This window comes from Nocardia sp. NPDC020380 (assembly GCF_044386975.1).
Lineage (GTDB): Bacteria > Actinomycetota > Actinomycetes > Mycobacteriales > Mycobacteriaceae > Nocardia.
In genome coordinates, this window is record NZ_JBIRVQ010000016.1 from 1 (window position 1) to 18194 (window position 18194).

16 protein-coding genes and 2 pseudogenes are annotated in these 18194 nt (G+C 62.2%); 7 read left to right on the forward strand and 11 right to left on the reverse strand.

Going from position 1 to position 18194, the window contains the following annotated elements; genetic code table 11:
* Window positions 1–102: 102 nt before the first annotated feature.
* A complete protein-coding gene (locus ACH438_RS36385; RefSeq protein WP_397013890.1) occupies window positions 103–1479 on the reverse strand; it encodes an IS30 family transposase in 1377 nt (458 codons plus the stop codon).
* 68 nt (window positions 1480–1547) lie between these two features.
* Between ACH438_RS36385 and ACH438_RS36390 the strand changes: the two are divergent.
* The 3 genes and pseudogenes from ACH438_RS36390 to ACH438_RS36400 all read left to right on the forward strand — a co-directional run.
* Window positions 1548–1868, forward strand: a pseudogene (locus tag ACH438_RS36390) (IS3 family transposase); the annotation flags it as partial.
* Window positions 1869–1900: 32 nt separating this feature from the next.
* Window positions 1901–2044, forward strand: a complete 144-nt coding sequence (locus ACH438_RS36395; protein ID WP_397013892.1) for a hypothetical protein — start codon at window positions 1901–1903, stop codon at window positions 2042–2044.
* Window positions 2045–2056: 12 nt separating this feature from the next.
* Window positions 2057–2422 carry a nucleotide pyrophosphohydrolase gene (locus tag ACH438_RS36400; RefSeq protein ID WP_397013894.1) on the forward strand — a complete coding sequence of 122 codons (366 nt, stop codon included), beginning with the start codon at window positions 2057–2059 and terminating at the stop codon, window positions 2420–2422.
* Between the two features lie 221 nt (window positions 2423–2643).
* On the opposite strand, the gene ACH438_RS36405 is transcribed toward ACH438_RS36400, so the two are convergent.
* Window positions 2644–2874: a hypothetical protein gene (locus ACH438_RS36405; protein ID WP_397013896.1), complete on the reverse strand. Its 231-nt coding sequence runs from the start codon at window positions 2872–2874 to the stop codon at window positions 2644–2646.
* 4 nt (window positions 2875–2878) lie between these two features.
* Window positions 2879–3070, reverse strand: coding sequence for a hypothetical protein (locus tag ACH438_RS36410; protein ID WP_397013898.1), 192 nt, complete (start codon window positions 3068–3070; stop codon window positions 2879–2881).
* 209 nt (window positions 3071–3279) lie between these two features.
* Between ACH438_RS36410 and ACH438_RS36415 the strand changes: the two genes are divergently transcribed.
* From ACH438_RS36415 to ACH438_RS36430, 4 genes are all read left to right on the forward strand, one after another.
* On the forward strand, window positions 3280–4164 hold the full coding sequence (locus ACH438_RS36415) for a helix-turn-helix domain-containing protein (protein WP_397013900.1): 885 nt from the start codon (window positions 3280–3282) through the stop codon (window positions 4162–4164).
* Complete coding sequence (locus tag ACH438_RS36420; RefSeq protein WP_397013902.1) at window positions 4164–4373, forward strand: DUF397 domain-containing protein; 210 nt, start codon at window positions 4164–4166, stop codon at window positions 4371–4373. Before ACH438_RS36415 ends, ACH438_RS36420 begins: the two co-directional genes overlap by 1 nt.
* A 422-nt stretch (window positions 4374–4795) precedes the next feature.
* Complete coding sequence (locus tag ACH438_RS36425; RefSeq protein WP_397013904.1) at window positions 4796–6706, forward strand: UvrD-helicase domain-containing protein; 1911 nt, start codon at window positions 4796–4798, stop codon at window positions 6704–6706.
* Window positions 6707–6710: 4 nt separating this feature from the next.
* Window positions 6711–8087 carry a hypothetical protein gene (locus tag ACH438_RS36430; RefSeq protein WP_397013906.1) on the forward strand — a complete coding sequence of 459 codons (1377 nt, stop codon included), beginning with the start codon at window positions 6711–6713 and terminating at the stop codon, window positions 8085–8087.
* Between the two features lie 57 nt (window positions 8088–8144).
* Here the strand turns inward: ACH438_RS36430 and ACH438_RS36435 are convergent, their stop codons facing one another.
* The 8 genes and pseudogenes from ACH438_RS36435 to ACH438_RS36470 all read right to left on the reverse strand — a co-directional run bounded on the left by ACH438_RS36435 (window position 8145) and on the right by ACH438_RS36470 (window position 17467).
* On the reverse strand, window positions 8145–8411 hold the full coding sequence (locus tag ACH438_RS36435; protein WP_397013908.1) for a hypothetical protein: 267 nt from the start codon (window positions 8409–8411) through the stop codon (window positions 8145–8147).
* Between the two features lie 17 nt (window positions 8412–8428).
* Entirely contained in the window at window positions 8429–9049 is a 621-nt protein-coding gene (locus tag ACH438_RS36440; protein ID WP_397013910.1) for a hypothetical protein, read from the reverse strand.
* Window positions 9050–9069: 20 nt separating this feature from the next.
* Window positions 9070–10506 (reverse strand): TNT domain-containing protein, encoded by a 1437-nt coding sequence (locus tag ACH438_RS36445; protein ID WP_397013912.1) that lies wholly within the window; start codon window positions 10504–10506, stop codon window positions 9070–9072.
* A complete protein-coding gene (locus tag ACH438_RS36450; protein ID WP_397013914.1) occupies window positions 10503–10751 on the reverse strand; it encodes a WXG100 family type VII secretion target in 249 nt (82 codons plus the stop codon). The genes ACH438_RS36445 and ACH438_RS36450 overlap by 4 nt, the downstream gene beginning before the upstream one ends.
* Before the next feature lie 39 nt (window positions 10752–10790).
* On the reverse strand, window positions 10791–11120 hold the full coding sequence (locus ACH438_RS36455; RefSeq protein ID WP_397013916.1) for a WXG100 family type VII secretion target: 330 nt from the start codon (window positions 11118–11120) through the stop codon (window positions 10791–10793).
* Between the two features lie 501 nt (window positions 11121–11621).
* Window positions 11622–12056 (reverse strand): annotated as a pseudogene (gene rnhA / locus ACH438_RS36460) (ribonuclease HI); the annotation flags it as partial.
* Between the two features lie 66 nt (window positions 12057–12122).
* Window positions 12123–12941: a DUF4145 domain-containing protein gene (locus ACH438_RS36465; RefSeq protein WP_397013918.1), complete on the reverse strand. Its 819-nt coding sequence runs from the start codon at window positions 12939–12941 to the stop codon at window positions 12123–12125.
* Window positions 12938–17467: an AAA domain-containing protein gene (locus ACH438_RS36470; protein WP_397013920.1), complete on the reverse strand. Its 4530-nt coding sequence runs from the start codon at window positions 17465–17467 to the stop codon at window positions 12938–12940. Before ACH438_RS36470 ends, ACH438_RS36465 begins: the two co-directional genes overlap by 4 nt.
* Window positions 17468–18194: the final 727 nt, after the last annotated feature.

Consider the following 18194-nt stretch of genomic DNA (forward strand, 5'->3'; position numbering starts at 1 on the left):
TCGAGTCGGCGATCCGTCAAGCGGCCTCTATGCGGTTGCGTGAGGGCAATCCGTTGGGTGCCAGCACTGTTCACCATTCCGATGCCGGTAGCCAGGGCGGATTCAACTGGTCCTCGCAACACTTCGTTGTTGGAGCGATTGTAGGTGATGTTCCATCGCTTCGGCTGGAGTGCTCCATCCAAGAGTCTTCCGTGGCCGCGTGTTGAGAGTGTGTGCGACGGCCGCGAGATCCTTTGCAGTCCAGCGCGATAGGTCGGTTCCCTTCGGAAAGTACTGCCGCAGAAGCCCGTTTGTATTTTCGTTGGTTCCGCGCTGCCAAGGACTGTGCGGGTCGGCGAAGAAGACCGGGACGCCGGTCTTCGACGTCAGTGCCGGGTGGGCCGACATCTCCTTTCCCCGGTCCCAGGTCACAGACTTCAGCATCTGGGTCGGGAGCTTGTTCAACACCGCAGTCAGAGCCTTGTTCATCGATTCGGCCCCGTAGCCACTGAGCGCAGTGCCGTTCTTGACCGGCGCTGATCTTCCCCATCCGTCCTCGCGTGGCAGATGGACAAGGGCGGTGAACCGGGTGGACCGATCGACCAGGGTTCCTATCGCGGAGCGGTCTGTGCCGATAATGAGGTCGCCTTCCCAGTGGCCCGGATTCGTGCGGTCCTCGGCTTCGGCTGGCCGCTTGTCGATCAGCACGTCCGGTGTGACGTGGGCCCAGGCCACACGCTTGGCGCGGGCCCGCGGCATGCGCAGTGCCCGGCCGGTCCGCAGATTCAAGATCAGTTCACGATCGAGGACACCGCGGCCGTCGATAAATAGTGCCTGGTAGATCGATTCGTGGCTGATCCGCATGGACTTGTCGTCGGGGAAGTCGATCCGCAGACGCTGCGAGATCTGCTCCGGGCTCCACGCCTGCACCCATTGCCGGTCCGAGCGGTGCGGCTTGTTGCGGCCGGTCCATGTTCGTGTCGCCGGGCCGGCGGCGATCCTGCCGTCCGCGTCCGCGATCCGTCCCGACAGCCGATGTTGGACATACTTCCGAAGCTGTTGATTTTCAAGGAGTTTCGGCTTCTTCGGGCGTCTGGCGAACAGCTCGGCCTTCCACTGGGCAACCGAGGCGCGGTAAACGAGCTTGCCTCCGCGGGTCGCGGCGTTTCGCCGTAACTCCCGCGAGATGGTCGACGGGCTGCGTCCCAGCGCCTGCGCGATCTGCCGTACTCCCTTGTCCTGCGCCTTGAGTAGCGCGATCTCTTCGCGCTCGGCGAACGACAGGTAGCGGCCGCCGGGCGGGCTCCAGGAGTACGGTGACATCCCGCCAGCTTCCCGGAACCAGCGAGAGCCCGCGACTGGCGATACCCCCACCGCGACACCGGCTTCCGTGGGAAGCAGGCCCTCCGCGATCTTGTCCCAGAACAGCCGCTCCACCGAACGCGGGTGCCCGGGAGCCCCTGGCGACCGCATCGGAGCTCGTCCGGTGACCTCCCGCATCCAGTCCGATGGTCGTCCCATAACACCCTCCATGACCTCGGGTGTTGCGTCCACCGGTTGAACCTGAGCAGTACACGTCGGTGAAGTTCGGTGAGACACTGATGCTTTCCGGGATCGGGAATCCGTCGATCGGCTCGGTGGGCGACGCCTACGATAATGCGTTGGCGGAGACCATCATTGGGCTCTACAAGACCGAAGCGGTCCGAGACGATTCGCCGTTTCGGACCGGTCCGCTGCACCGGATCGGTGATGTCGAACAGCTCACCAGCTTATGGGTCGCCTGGTTCAACGAGTCCCGGCTGATGCACCGGCTCGGGCGCAAACCACCGGTCGAGTACGAGACCGACTACTATGCAAGCCTGCTTCAGCTGACTGCCGGAGACAGATAACCGGGGGTGCACGAAACCCGGGGGGATTCAAGGTGACTCGCTCCATGTATGGCACCGTGCTCTACTCCACCGATCCGGCCACTCGGAGGTTGTTCGCCGATCTCGGCGTCCCCAAATGCCCGAGACCGGAGATGGCATTCGGCTCACCCGAAGAGTCAATCGTCGAGCTCGACTGATAGACAGTCCTCATGTCGCTGGAACGGTTACAGACCCTGGTCGCCGACTTTGCGGAGCAACGTGATTGGGGCCAATTCCACACACCCAAGAACTTGGTGATGGCGCTGACCGGGGAGGTCGGTGAGCTCTCGGAGATCTTCCAGTGGCTGACGCCAGAGGAAAGTATCGCCCTAGGTGCGGATGTTACGGCCCGCGCCAAGGTGGAGTCCGAACTTGCCGACGTCTTCATATATCTGCTGAGTCTTGCCGATACCCTGCGAGTTGACCTTGTGGCGGCTGCGGAGGCGAAGGTCCGGCTGAACGAAGAGCGCTATCCGGTCGAGCTGGCGCGTGGACGGGCAGTTAAGTACTCCGACCTAGATCCTGAAAAGGCTTAGGTACAAGGGCGGCTCGCGTACAGGGATGTCGCGTCGTCAAAGCACCTTGCCGCCCATCCGGTGCCGTCGATCGTGGCTCTCCGATTCGAGGCGGGACCGGATCTCGGCGACGGTGCGTCCGGCTCCGGCTCGCGGGCTGTGTGCAGGGCGGGACGGGTTGGCGAGCCAGCCGAGAAGTATGCCGGCTCCGGTGCCAACCGTGAGGTAGACGAGTTCGCCTATCATCGCTCCTGCCTTGGAGGTTCGGGTTCTCCTGCACCTTTCAGCCAGGGTGAGGCCCAAATGTTCCAGGTGCCGCGGCCGCGCTCGAGGTAGGGGACGAGGGCATTGAAGTATCCCTTCGCTTCGCAGCCTGCTCCGCAATCCTTGTGCCGTTCCAAGGCGCGTTGTGCCACTTCGAAATTGAGGATCGGGTGATCTGGCATCTGGTGGAAGACAGGGTTGTCGCCCATATGGTCAGCTCCCTACATGCGGAGCGTCGGCGGGGACCAGCCTGCCCGTCACGATCAGTGTCCGCTTGGCCTGCGCCTTGGCGGCGCACACCGAGATCGGGCAGCGCTTGTGGTCCTGCATGATTCGATGGGCGCGCGATGCGGTGAGGGTCGATTCGGGCACGGCGTCGTGGTTGATCGGTGGAAGGCCGAGCATCTTCGGCCACCTCCCTTAGGTTCGATGAAACCTGTACGGGCTGTTCGGATTCCCGGTCACCGAGGGAATGCGATAAGTACACTCCTGATCAGGAGCGTATGGAATCTCCAAACGCGCGATTCGACGGTAGTGATGCCGCGCTTCTTCCACGGCCATCTCTACGGCAGGGCTTTCCAGAATCCACCGCGTCGGATAGTGAGGCTAACGAGATGGCGACCGGATCCACGCTCGCGCGCAGGGCCTTGGGGCGGGAGTTGAAGCGTCTGCGAGAAGGTAAGAAGCTGAATCAGTCCGCTGCGGGTCGGGTGATCGGGGTGTCACCTCAGACCATCGGACGCATGGAAGACGGGTTGCCGACCAAGGTGTCGGATCTCTATATCAACGCGCTCTGCGACGCGTACGTAGCCTCTAGCGAGGAGCGTTCGATGCTCTTGGAATTGGCGTTCGAAGTGCGTACCACTCAGAAGTCCGGTGGAGGCTGGTGGCGGGCATTCGCCGATGAGATGAACGCCGGATTCGATCACTACATGGGGCTCGAGGAATCGGCCTGCAGGATGGCGGTCTGGAAGGTGACCATCGTGCCAGGACTGCTTCAGACGGCCGAGTATCGGCGGGCGATCGCGTGGGCCGAATACCCAGGCATGCCAACCGAACAGGTCGAGAAGCGTGTTGAAATGGCCATGCGGAGGCAGACGCGACTCGAGGAACCGGACTTCGCGGTGGATGTCGTCCTGTCGGAGATGGTTCTTCGGGATCAAATAGGCGGCCCGGGAGTGATGGCTGATCAGCTCCAGCGGCTCGCGGATATCGGGGAGCTGTCGAACGTGTCGGTGCGCGTCGTCCCCTTCGACGCTGCGGGCCACCTGGGTTCGCGAGTGGGATCGTTTGTGCTGCTCGAGTTTCCGAAGCTCGCGGCGACCGGATTGATGGAGCCGCCGATGGTCTACGTCGAAGAGTTTGCCGGGGACCTGTATCTCGAGAGAGAAGCCGAAGTGGCGCGGTATCGGAGCGCCTTCGCCGAGATCAGCCGGGTAGCGTTGGATGAGGACATAACCCGGCAGCTGGTGCTGTCGATAGCCAAGGAGTATCGGTAGTGAACAGCGACCTGTCTGCAGCCGAATGGTTCAAGTCGAGCCGCAGTAGCTCGGGTGGGGAATGCGTGGAGGCGGCGCATCTGCGTGGCGGCAGGGTCGCCGTGCGGGATTCGAAGCTGGGGGAGTCCGGCCCTGTTCTCGTTTTCGACGGACCAGCGTGGGACTGCTTCACTCATGCAGTGGCGACCGGTGGTTTCGGCCACCCCTAGCTGTACTGTTCGGGGGCCTTGGTGAGTTGCGTCCCGAACTGCCGTCGGTGCCGGTTTCGGCATCACGACGGCAATCGAATTGCCCGGTGGGAGAATGCAATTCGGCATGGCGCCTCGAACGATCGATTGCGCCCGGTCGGAAGCGTGCATGAGCGCCGGAAGGCATTCCTCCGTTGCTCTTTGCGCAGTGTGATTGTCCCCTGAGATCAGTTCGAAAAGAGTGGGGATCCGGCATTTCACAAGCGTCAATTTGTGGCTAACAAACCAACTGACCGGAACTTGCGGCTCGCAGGGGAATTGCGTCAGTCTGGGTGGAATGCCGTTCATTTGGGCGGCGGTCGTCGCAAGCGGATGGGGGTATCGCGATGCCACGTCGAAGCAGTAATGATCGAGAAGTACGGCGCCTGCGAGCGGAGAAAGCTTTGGCCGCGTTCGGGCCCGTGTCGGCGCGGGGCAAGAATGTGCTGGGCGGGTTGCTCGCCGAGGGGCGTCGGGGGTGGTGTCTGCTCGTTCGGGATGAACAAACGCCCGGGTCGGGATACGCCGATGCGCTTCTTATCGGGACCGGAGGTGTCTTCGCACTCGCGTTCGACGACGAGGTGCCTGAGGCGTCGATCGCCGAGGAGATCGAGGCTCATGCCGAAGAACTGTTCGCGAATCTTCCGGTAGGAAACCACCGCAATGTGTTCGTGCCGGAGACTATCGAACTCGTGTTGGTCGTCGCTCCGCATGCTCGGGTACGACTACCGGGGGCTTTTCGAGTGGTCAGCGAGCTGGATTACCAGTCGCTGTTGAAAAGCGAGGACCGGCTGGATCGAGGTGTCGCCGGTCGGATCGCGAGGATGGTTTCGGCGCGTGGGCGTGGATACACACTGCTGTCGCTGGACGATCCGCCCGCTCGGCAGCCGTCGGACGACGTTGGATTGATCGATACCGAACGTCTGCTCGAGGACGAACGAGCGCAAGCGATCGAGAAGCCGTTCCCGACCTGGATGACGTTTCTCGACCCGGATCAACGGGCTTTGGTGGCGAAGAACTACAACGGTCCGGCGCGCATTGCCGGGCCGGCGGGGACAGGCAAGACGGTCGTCGCCCTGCATCGCATGGCCCGGCGTGCTCGGAAGACCACCGGGAAACTGCTGTTCACAACCTTCGTCCGAAACCTTCCCAAGTGTCAGGAGCAGGCGTTCGTCCAGATGGCTCCAGAGGCGTTGGAGCGCACGGAGTTCAAGAATCTGCACTCCTGGGCTCGCGAGTTCCTCAACCTGCGTGGAGAGAGATCCGAGATGGAGCTCAGGCTCGCCGACAATGCCTTCAATCGCGCCTGGTCTCATGTCGGTAGCCGTGGCCCGCTCGCGAAGATCGAGCCCGACAATCGGTATTGGCGTGAGGAAATCGATCGCCTGATCAAGGGGCGCGGGATACATGACTTTGATGTGTACGCGGACCTCGATCGCCGCGGTCGGCACGGATCGCTGGACGCGACGGCTCGAAAAGCCGTGTGGGAATTGTTCTACGAGTACGAGACAATCCGTCAGAGGCAAGGCTTTCTCGACGCCAATGACCTCATAGCCGCTGCCCTTGCCGAGCTGGAAGAGAATCCGCCTGACGAGCGCTATGACATGGTCGTTGTCGACGAGGTGCAGGACATGTCGCTGCTCGGACTGCGACTCGTGCACGCTCTGACCGGAAATGCGCCCAACGCGCTGTTGCTGGTCGGCGACGGGCAGCAGAAGATCTACGCGGGCGGCTGGAGATTGTCCGATGCCGGTATCCCGATCGTCGGTCGCGGCGAGGTGCTTCGAGTCAACTACCGCAACTGCGCTGCTGTGCTCGCGTTGGCCGCTTCGCTCGAGGGAAGGGGCTCAGTCGATGATCTCGAGGTCGCCGTTGCACTGAGTCGCTCCGAGGCCGTACTGCCCGGCGGGACCGCTGAAACATGGAGCGGCAGTGACGAAGACGTCGAGGGGCAGGTAAGAATCCAGCTGGAAAAGATCGCGGCGAAGGGTATCCCGCTCTCAGCGACAGCCCTTCTCACACTGACGAACTATGAGGCAGACCGTTTTCGGGCGGCGCTACGCCGATGGCAGGTGCCGTTCCGGAACCTGGAGGACTACGTCGGTATCGATGAGGACATGATCAAGGTTGGTACCGTGTACCGTGCGAAAGGGCTCGATTTTCGTGCGATACTCCATCCTTTCTTCTCGAAATCCCTTCCCACGGAACCACTCAGCGACGCCGCTCGCGATCGCACCGAGCTGGTGGTCAATCAGCGATTCGTCGCCATCACGAGAGCCCGGGAATATGTCTGGCTTGGGATAGTGAAGGGCTGATGCCATGGCGGATCTCGAGATTCTGATCGGCCAGGTATGGAGCCCGGACGTACGTTCGCTGGCCGAAGAGGCTTGGCGATGCTACAACGCCGGCGCCGTTCGTGCCTGCATCGCTACAACTTGGACCGCCGTAACGGCGGATATCATCACCAAACTCGTGCGATTGGCTGACGGCGGCGATACCAAGGCCGTCGCCTTCTGCGATCGGCTCGTCAACGCCCAGCAGCAGGGTCTGACGCAGGAGGGTGTCCGGGCGATGCAGCAGATCGAGAACGGATTGCTCGGTGAAGCCGAGCAGTTCGAACTGATCGACTCAATCGGCCTTCGCGAACTGCAGCGGGTCCGCGAGGATCGAAACCTTTGCGTGCATCCGTCGCTCCGGACACTCGACGACGTCTACGAACCTCGGCCGGAGGTCGCACGTGGGCACCTCGCCGTCGCGCTGACGACTCTGCTTACCCATCCTCCCGTGCAAGGGCGAAAGATATTGGAGGAGTTCCACACCTATATCTGTGACCCCTATTTCATCGCCAGCGCTCCGCATATTCAAGCCGTATTCTTCGATCGCGTCAGATCAGCGGCGCGCGGGAATATCATAAAGGTTGCCGCCAAACACGCGCTGCTCGAGCTGGATCCGGCAGGGCGCATGCCGGCAATCGAACACGCCGACCGGATGGCGGCGGCGCTCGATGCCTTCGCGCAGCGGGACCGTGAGCTTGTGCGCACCGCGCTGGCCCAGCTCACGGACCGGTTCCAGCGGCTCGTGAGCGCGGCTCAACTGAGGGCAATGGTGCGACTCGGCGTGCACGATTACTTTTGGGATTCGCTCGAGCAATCGGTGGTGCCTCGGCTGGAAGCACTACTGTGCGGCCGAATACCGAAGGGGGAGCTGGAACCCCTGCCGGGAGAAATCGCTATGGGAATAGCCTTGGTGCGCAGCCGATTCGCGCGGGAGCACTTGCCTACGTTGGAAGAGCGCTTCGGTGGCCTGCCGTGGATTCAGCGGATCATGGTCTTGACGGCCGCTCCGCCCGACCCCTACTTCGCTACGGCAGTCCTCACGACCTTGCAGGATGTCAGCACATTTCGATACGGAGAGGCGGCGGGAGATCTCCTCGTTCAGCACGCTGCCTTCCTCGACACATCTGATGTCATCTCGGCGCTCGACCACTGGTGTGCGAACAAGCAGTGCCGCCAAGCGAGCGATATGCCCAGAATCGCGGTCGACTTCTACCGCGCCACCAAGCATCTCGGACGTGCCCGGGTATCGGCCTTCAAGAAGTTCCTGATCGATGTCCGCGGTTTCGAAGGTGAAGACAGCTATTACAGCTATCTCGACCTGGAGGAAGCATTGCGAGCTGACGGGCTCATTGAAGGATGAAAGCCGAGGTGGCCCGCCGCATTGTCGAGGACGCTGTCACGGCTGAGTGAACACCCGCTACACGGCTGTGCCGCGACCGGTCGCAGGCGCGGGGACGATGAGGAGGGCATCCATCTGCTGATGCCGACAACTCTCGGCGAATTCGACTGCGCTACTGGGATCCTGCATGAAGCGCTCGAAGGTGAGCTCGGGGATCTCGTAATACTCCTCGTAGTCCACAAGGCCGTTGCTGACCGGGATCGACAAGTAGTACTTGCCCGTTCCCCCTTCTCTGCCGAGCGAAAACCAGTATTCACGCGAGAAGAAGCTATCGTCGAATCTCATTCCATCGTGCCCTGGCATCAGGCCGGAACGACGTCGATCGTGAACCGGTTGGACGGCAGACTTTCCCGATACTTTGCGTCGACCTGTTCGTAGGCCTGCAGTAGGGGATGCGAAAACCAAGTCGCGTCCATTGTGCGCATTGTTGCCCGGGGGTCTCCCTCGTCGGCGACGAAGAGGAACTGGTCCGAGAATTCGGCGTCAGGGTTGACCGGTTCCAGATGCACGCCGGCGGCGACGCCTTGGTCGTACCAGCGACTGCTCGGAGAGTTGGCGAAGTCAGTTGTCCAGGCCGCATCGCCCATAACGCACAGAAGGTACTTCTTGGCGTCATCCATGCGCTGAAGGTGTGCGACCGGGGTGCGGGTGTTGCGCTCCCGCTTGGTGATCGACACTCCGGTGGGTTCGATCGACAGGTAGTACTTGATGTCGCCGATGTCGAGGATCAGTTCGCCGTCAGCCATCTGCGGCGGATTGGCATGCCAGAAGCTGTATTCGGGAGTGGCATTGGGGATCGGGTTCCCGCCCAGTTGCCGCCCGATGCCACGCAGGGTTGCTTCCTGCCAGCGGTACCAGTCGAGGACGAGGCGGTGTAGTTCGGAAGGGAACTGCCGGAGGTCGACAGTGATCTGCGTGTGCATTGATTCTCCTCGGCTGTCGCTCATGGCAGTGCCTGCAGGTACTTCGCGCGGATCAGCTCGTTGACGGATCCGGTTTCGCCGTGCTCGTTGAGGATGCGGTATTGGAGTCCGCCACCTGGTTCGCCGAACCATGGTGCCACTTCGGATTGTTCGATTCGCCAACCCGGGGGGAGGGGTCTGCCGGTGGTCACGTATCCGAGCAGAGGTTTCCCATTGGGGATTGTGTCTGGCGGTAGCGCACGTTCCGCGTATGGGGCGCCTTCGGGCGCCAGCCATCCGCCGCCGGGGTAGCCATACCGGTCCATTCGGGTTCCTGCTGGAAGGTCGACGACCTTGCGAGTACCCGCGACTGCGTATTCGCCTGTAAGTTCACTCGGGTACCTCCAGTTGCCGGGTGCGCCGTACTTGGCCGTATATTCCGCCTCGGTGAGCCTTTCTCCGGAGGGGTACAGCTTCGGGGTCTCGACCAGAGTCGCGATCTTCGTCCGAGCGGCTGCGACCCATGCCTTGATCTTCTCCAGCAACGGCTTGATGCGTTCGACCAGTGGGCGCACGGTCTCGCTGGCGATCTTTGCGGCGCGAGCGGCGAGGCGGCTGATGATGTTCGCGATGCGTTGGGCCTTCGCGGCGGCGCGGGCGACCAAGCCGGAGTTGCCGATCACCTCCGAAAGGCCGGCGGTTACTGGTGCGAGCAGCGCGAAAGCTGCTTCCCACAACGCGGTTTCGAGGCCGAATTCGGCGAGCTCGTGGAGGATCTTGGAGTGGGCTTCGTCGAGGTGGCCGGCGTATTCGCCGCAGGCTTCGCCGAGGGTTTGGCAGATGTCGGCGAGGGCGGAGAGGTCGTTCTTGCGGTCGGTGAATGTGGCTAGTGCGGCGGGGATTTCCTGTGATTCCTGGTTGGTGAGGAGGGCGCTCGCCTCGCCCACTCGGGATGCGAGGACGCGGAAATCGGTTGCGGCGGTGGTCCAGGCGGTTTGGGCGGCGCGCAGTTTGTCCTGGTGTCCGTTGGGCCAGGCGGCTCCGACGGCATCCTTGACGATCGACCAGCCGAATGGTTCCGGTAGTCCGTCGCCTGCTGCCGAGAGCGCCTGAGTCACTACGCATGGGATCGGTCGTGCCGGCGGGCGCGGGGGTTCCGGGACGTCGCGGTAGTCGGCTCCGACCTCCGTGCGTTCGTGGTTGTGGGCTCCGCTGGTTACCAGGTCCGCGGTGCTGACGCACGCGGTCATCAGTCGGTCGGAAGTTTGGAGTGCGAGGCCGGCGGCCTCGTCGTATGGCTTGGCCCATGCCTGGCCGATGCTGTCGCTGCCGGCCATGCCGGCGTTCGCGTTGAGTACGCCCAGGAGAGCGATGTGGGTATTGGCGGCGTCCGTGCCGATGGACGCGAAAACCTCAGCGGCACTGTGATAATCGTCGATCTGGCACAGGATCAGCGGAACGGTCGGCGTGGGGCTCACGGCCACATCTCCACGTTGGTGGGGCCGACCTTGCCGTATGCCTGCTGTGCGTTGTCCAGCTTGGTCTGGAGTTCGGTCAGCGCGGCGCGCATCTCGCCGACGGCGCGGACGCGGGCCTCATGTGCTTCGCGGTGCGCTGTGGCGGCGGCTCCGGCCCAGGAGACGTGCAGGTTGTCGACGTCTTGTTCGATCTTGGTCACGGTCTCTTCGATCGCCGACTCCAATGCGGCGGATGCATCGACCAATCGACCCAATCCGACCAGATCCACTCGATACCCGGCCACTCACACCACGTCCGGCAGATCGAGACTCGAGCCCGCTTGCTGCGTCGCCGCCGCGCGCGATTGATCGACCGCGCCGATCTCGTCGGCCACACGGCGCAGTAGACCGGCGTCGGTGCGGAAGGAATCCAGGATTTGCCGGGCGCCGTTCTCCCATTTCGCCCAGGGATCCTCATGAGAGTTCGCCGCGGTGCCGGTCCACTCGACGCCTACGAACCCGCGTACGGCTCGCATGTGTTTGTCGAGCCGCTCTGTGAGCTCGGTCGTGAGCTGGTCCAGGCCGTCGGCGGTCGACCGCAACTCGACCGCATCGGCCCTGAACTCAGCACTCACGATCGGACACCCTATCGGCAACTATTCAGCATCGCTCAGCTGAGTGGTAAGGGTCACCGCTCGGAGTCCTGATTCGAACGGCAGAGGCAGTGATGCTCGAAGCAGCGGTGGACCGGTGTCGGCGCCCGATGCGTCGGTAGGATTTCGGTCCGACGTCGGTGAGAGGGAGGGGCGGGCAGTGCTGGAGGTTTGGGGACGGCAGAATGTTCACGAACCGGATGTGTCGAGCAGCGATGGTGTGGTATCCGTCGTCGAATCCGGGACATCATGATGGGTTTTGCAGCGGCCGCCGCCGGTGGCAATGCTGCACGGCTTCCCCTTTCGGTTGATCGCACCGCATTGCAGCGCTGGGTCGTGGATGTGGCAAAGCCCGGAATCGCGGGCGGAGTTCGGGCATGGTGCGCCCGATTTCGTCAGGGCGCGACAGGGTTTCGTCGATGAGTTCGCGGGGTTGCGTGGGGAACGTTCTCGCGGTGGAGACGCGGTCGGCTGCTGTGCCGACCCGCCCGCTTCGACGGCACCCCGCACTGCCAACCGGTCGGCTCGTTCGTTATCCGGATGCCCCGCGTGGCCCTTCACCCACTCCCATTCGACCTGGTGCACCGAGCATGCGGCATACAGCTGCTGCCAGAGGTCGGCGTTCTTGACCGGCTCCTTCTTCTGCGTGAGCCAGCCGTTGGCCTGCCACTTCTTCACCCACGAGGTGATTCCGTCACGGACATAGGTGCTGTCGGTGAAGATCCGTACCCGTGATGGTCGCTCGAGTCGTTCCAGCGCTTGAATGGGTGCTGTCAGCTCCATCCGATTGTTGGTCGTCGGACCGGAATCGCTGCCATACAAGTCCAGTTCGCGGGTGCCGTACCGCAACACGGCTCCCCAGCCGCCCGGTCCCGGATTCGGACTGCATGCACCATCGGTATAGATGTGGACCTCCACGCCACTCTGCCTTCCGCTCGAACCGGTGGTTAACAGCTAGCCAACCTGGGATCCGGTTGAGGTCCTTTACGGCAGCGCTGCCAGGTCGTTGAGCGCGGCGACTACGACGTTCCATGCGATTCGGACGAGGTCGTCTTCGGGCCGGTACAGCTCCTTCCATTGTTTCTTGGGGTGGACGAGGTTTCGGTGATTGCGTAGTACGTCGGCATAGTCCGCGACGTCGCGGCCGATCCATTCTTCGTCGCGGGCTCGTGCGATCAGAGTTTGCAGATGGTCGGTGGGCTGTTTGCCGCCGGCGCTGTGATTCACGGCGACGTCGTAGAGCACGCCCTCGAGTACGCTGCCGAGGAGGATGATTGCGGCAGTTGGGGCGCCGGACTGCCAGCAGGTGTATGCCTCATCGAGGCGCTCGCGAAGCTGTCGTGCGAAGACGGTGTCGGTGACGATGTCCGAGATGTTCGCGGTCAGTTCGGCAGGGGCTTTCGATGCGAGACGCGAAGTCTCGGTTGAGCGTTCGATGAGTTGGGGGCGTCCGTGCTCTTCTATGATTTGCAAGGCCTCGATGGCCAGCAGGGCGTCGAGTTCCTCGCATACTGCGGCGTATCCATCCTCATTGTCGATGTACTCGCGTCGATCGGCCAACCGCAGCAACACTTTTCGGAGACTCTCCGAATCTTGCCGGATCTCGTTCAGGCGATCCATGGTCCAGTCTTTGCGGTAGCCTTCATATTCTGGAACTCTGGGCAGCCCGGCTGCCCGGAAGAACCTCTCTAATTCCTTCGCGCTCCGGTAGTACGGGGTGCCGTCTTCGCCACAGATCAAGAGGGCGAGGTGCTCGAGCACACGTTCGTCGAGTTGAACAGTCGGACTGGTGGCGTCGGTCATGGCTGCACTTCCTGTTCGGCCTCGTCCTCTTCGGCGAGAGTTGAGGGTTGCCAGGCGTGCCGGCCATTGCCGCTGCCGGTTCCGGGCAGGATTCCCTTGTCCTGTAGGGCTTTCCAGACTGGAATCATGGCTTGTTCCGGGTCGAATTCGAATTCGCTTTCCCGGATTCGGACCGTGGTCCAGCCCATTCTGAACAATTCGCGGTCTCGGCGGGCGTCGTTCGCCTGCGCGGTGATGTCGGTGTGCCAGTAGTGGCCGTCGCATTCGACCGCGATCCTCCCGTCATCGCCGACGACCACGAGATCCAGCGTTCGCGAACCGACAGGGTACTGAGGGACAACGTGGTAGCCGCGGTCTCGAAGAATGCGGAAAACCCGCTGTTCGAAGAGTGATTCGAAGGGCGGTGTTCGCTTGTGTTCGGAGACCTCGTTGAGTGCGGGGGAGTCTCCGAACACTGACGGCGGATCGAGCATATAGCCGAGTAGGGACGCCCGCAGACACCCGGGCCGGAGTTGATCCAGCCCGACCGAGGTGAACAACCAGAGCTGGTCTTTGGCGCGGGTCGCGGCGACGTTGTATGCCTGCCGGTAGATTTCGGACGAGATCAGCCGAGGCGACTCCGCGACAACCATCGACAGGAAGATAACGTCGCGTTCATCGCCCTGGAAGTTCGGTGCGGTGCCTACTCGTATTCCGCGTGTCTCGCGAACCTCTGGTGAGATCGATTCGTTGACGAGGTTCTCGAGTAGTTGGATGTGGAACTTCGTGCTCTGCAACACGACGATGCCGAAGGTCTTGCGCTCGTACGCCGGATCGTCGAGGCATCGGACGAGCGTCTCGACGAGCATTTTGGCTTCGATCGGATTGCGACGTCGGATATCACGCCCCTCGGTGAAGCCGCCCTCGACCTTCGTGACCCGCAGCGGTGGCAGCGCGTCGCTTCGTCGCTCCCGCAATGGAATCAGGCCGCCCTGCCCGGACCCGTCGCCATAGAACTGGCGTGACGACCAGTTGATGATTTCGGGAACACAGCGGAAATGCTCGCGCAACCGCACGAGGGCATCCTTGCCCGAACGAGCCGACAACACCTCGTACAGATTCGACCGTGAGGTAAGCAGCCGGCTGATATCCAGCTTGACGTCGGCGAGGTGTTCATCGTTGCGCGCGAACACCTGATCAAGCAGGCCGAGAGTGCTCATGCCCGGAGTGCATTGCTTGTCGTCGCCGACGACGATCACGCGAGGAGCCATCCACAGCAGATAGAGGTGCTCGATACCCACCTGGCTGGCCTCGTCCACGATGACGACATCGAATCGATTGCGGTCCGCCTCGATGTTGTCCAGCAGATTGGGTAATGGAACAACCCAGGCCGGCACGGCATCCTGCGCTTTGATCATCGCGGCGCGCGCTGCCTTCCGGAACTCCTTGGTCTTGCGGCCGGTACCAGCGCCGATCTTCGACATATGGGTCCGATAGGCATTCAGGGCACGCTGCTGATCGTCGGTCAAGCGGCGCAGGCACGCGGCCTGCGCTTCGATCGCGACGAGCCGGGCCGACAGCGTCCTGATATCGGATTCATTTGCCTCGAACTCGTCGAGGAGCTCGTGTTCGTGGTCAGCGGTCCGTCGGACGCTCACGAATTGCTGCGCCTTCGACCATGCCCACGCTGCCTTGATATCCCGGTCCTCCCACACCGAGTCCGCATATGTCGAGTGCAGCAGCGTCAGCAGTCTGGGATGCGCCGCGATGAGCGCGTGTTCGAGCTGGTTCGCGCGTTGCTCCCGGGTCTGCTGGGTCCGTAACGAATCGAGTGAATCGATCACTTGGGCGTATTGCTGTACATCCCGTTGAGAAACAGCCTCAACTGCCTGCGCGAGTTCGATGCACGAGTTGGGCACCGAGGCCAGCGCGATGATGTCGGCTCGGACTTGGTCGATTCGACGTTTCGCACGCGTCAACTGCGCATGCTTCTCGGCAGCGGGAACTGCCTGCAACATGGCACGAATCGAGTTGACGTCGTAGAGCGGCAGCGGAATTGAGTACCTACCAAGGATTCCCGCGATCTGATCTCGCGCCCAGTGGATCTCCCCGATTGCTCCGAGCATTCGTGCATGCTCGGCCAGCTCGTACAGGATGTGGTTGGCCTGGGCGGCGAACTGAACGCCGGCCGCCACCGGGATTCCGGACTCGAACCAGTTGTGGCTCAACTGTATCGCGGAGATCTCGGCGTCAACTCTGCCCAGCGCGGCTTCCAGCGCTTCCACCGAGTCGGGGGCGGTTCCGTCGACCACTACCCAATTGAGAAAAGGCTGTGCCTCCTTCTGCGGCTTGGATGGGAAGCGTGCCTTGAGCTGCCCGCCGCCCTTCAGGTAGCTGACGAGTGCGGTACCGGTCCGCTGGCATGCACGAGCGGCACCGAGGGATTGGTAGGTAATCGGCGCACGGAACTCGATCACGTGGCCGGAGGCGGCAATAGCGTTGAGAGCCATGAGTATTCGAGCCGGTTCGCCGATGCTCTGCAGCGGCCCGGCCCAGAGTCCGATATTCCGGCCGCCCAGGCGGTCATCGACCGCCCGCGCTACCCACTGGCGTTCCGGTGATACGGGTCCTGCTAATCCATAGTGGTACAACCGCTCCCACATATTGTTGGCTGCTATGCCCAGCTGCGACAGATCGTCATCGGTGAGGCGACCGAGTAGCGCGGCGGACTGATCCGGCTCATTCTCGACATCGGTCACCGATTCGCGTTCGGCTGCGACGAGGTTCGCAATCTCCGCGACATTGGGCAGCCGGCCGTCCGGTGGCAGACTTTGCCCGGCGTGAACCCTGCGATCAGGAAGCAGGCCATCGAGCAGCAGGCAGCGCAGTTCTGTCCATTCGGCGGGTGACAGGCACGGGAGATCGTCTGCGGTATCGGGAACGGGTGGCATCCAATCATGCAATGCCGCCTGGAGTTTCACGTCACGCACGATCTCGGACAAGGTCCCGCGATAGAGCCGGTCTCCACATCCGGCGACGACCGGCTCGTACAGCCGGGACTCATCCCCGCGGAGATCGCTGATTTCGGAATTGAGTACGACGTTTCGAGATTTGAGCTCAATCCGCTTGTCGGACAACCGGCGTGCTTCCGCGGCCAGCGACGTGGCGTCGGTGGAAGCGATGGCAGTGGACAGCGCATCGAGACCTTGCTGCAACTCTATCGACGCGTCCTTGCTGCCACCGGTGAGCAGCACACACAGATGCCGGAGCTCGTCTGGGATCTTGTCACGAAGGACCCGCAGCGCCTGATCCTTCTGGCTGGTGACCAGCACCCGCTGTCCCTGTGCGAGTAGGGCTGAGATCAGGTTGGCGATGGTGTGGGTCTTTCCGGTCCCGGGCGGCCCTTGGACGACGACGCCGATTTCGGTACGGAGGAGTTCCAGCACACGCAACTGCTCATCGTTCGTATCCAACGGGAAAAGAGGATCGCGTCCGAGGACATCGCCCCGCACGGCGCCCTGACGGTCAAGCCAGCGTTCGCGGTCCACGCGCTCGCTATCGACGACGATCTGGGCAAGCGCCACCGGGATCTCGGCCCCCGGTTGCCGGAGGGCTTCGCCGATCCTGCGGTACGCCTCCGAGATCCGCTCTTGACTCCGCCTGCGAAGGATCAGCGCCGGTGCGGGCGTGAAGCGTGGGCCTATACCGAATTGCGTTGATTTGCTGCGCTTTACCTCGAATTCGAATACCTCGTCGACCGCGAGTCCCAGCCATTGACGCAGGCCATCGATCGTCTTGGTGGTCAGCACCGGCTCGTCGGCGCCGAGTAAATCGTCTTTGGTGACCCTGCCTCGATCGGGGCGGTAGACGGCCAGGCCTTCGAAGATCTCCCGGTCTTCCAAGCGACGTTTGCCCGGTCGGTTGAGCTGTATCGTGCCGGTCCGGTCAAGCGATGGAACTACTTGCTCCGTGAGCAAGTGCCGACAGCGGCGTTCGGACTCGTCCTCCGCGGGTATGGCCACCAGGCCGATGCCGAGCACGAGCTCGTACTCGTCGTCTTGTTGCTCCATGATCTTCGCGGCGGTTTCGAGATGTTCGTACAGAACGCGGCGAGGGGCACATTGCTGCTCTGCTTCAGCCCATGACCGCCACTTTCGCAACCAATCATCGAAGGTGCGCTGAATCAATTGGTCCGAATAGTCAGATTCGAGTGGCTTCTCGGAGTCGCTGTGTAGTCTTGGTTCCGGACCGTCTGCCTTCGCGATCGATAGTGAATCTATCCGCCCTGCTAGCTCGCGAGGCGGCTTCGGTGGTGAAGATTTCGGTACCGGGCGAATTATCAGCAGCGTGTCTTCAGTATCGGACTCGAGCCTTATGTCGGGCGGAAAATCGTCGATCCACAGAATATTCTCAATTGCGCCCGATTGATCGCTTGTGATGTCCCGTAATGGCTTTCGGGTCGAAGAATCGGTCAGGTCCGAGAGGTAATCGACGAGACCAATGGTAGTTCGTAGCGCATGTGCCTCGAGTTCCTCTGCTGATGTCATGCCTCCGCCTCCCATTTGACAACGGGTCAGCATACAGTCGATATTGCGTTGCGCTGCAAGGGTTTACCGGATTGTGCTCTTGGTCGTTCGAGTTACTCGCCTAATGCAAACCAACTAGTTTTCCTTTTAATAGTTTATAAGTGTCCGCAGATCTACCTTGCCATGCAGGACTCGGATATCGAGACGTCGATCCGGGTATCTCAAACCGGAGTCGGTGTGGGCATCGCAATGAATCCGATTGGGCGCGAGAACACTTCGCGATTGCCCTGCTCGCGTTACCCCCCGGAGTGAGGTGAGCTGGAGGGGGAGCGGCTGTGGCCGACGGCCGGCTTCGGTGGTGGGTGGGACCCCATATCATCCCCTCGTCGATCGCCAGATTCGGCGTCGCACACTGGTGACCCTCAGTATGCGTGGTCTGTAATCGATCTTGCGCGGCGACAACACAACGAAGTTTGCCGAGTCTGCCCGTTTCCTACCGGCACTCTCAGGTCGGCTTCGCATCGGCCGTGCCGTGCGTGGCTCGGATGTCCGGCGTCGATTCGAGAGCCTCAAATCGGGATCGGCGTCGATATCGCAATGAGTTCGATTGGCTGTAGACACTTTTCGTGGTTTCGCGGGTCGCGTTACCGTCGGAAGGGGGGAGGTTCGGGAGGAGCAGCGATGGACGAGGGGCGGCGCTGGTCGATAGGAGTGTTCGGAACCTACGGCCCGCGGATTCGTGACGATA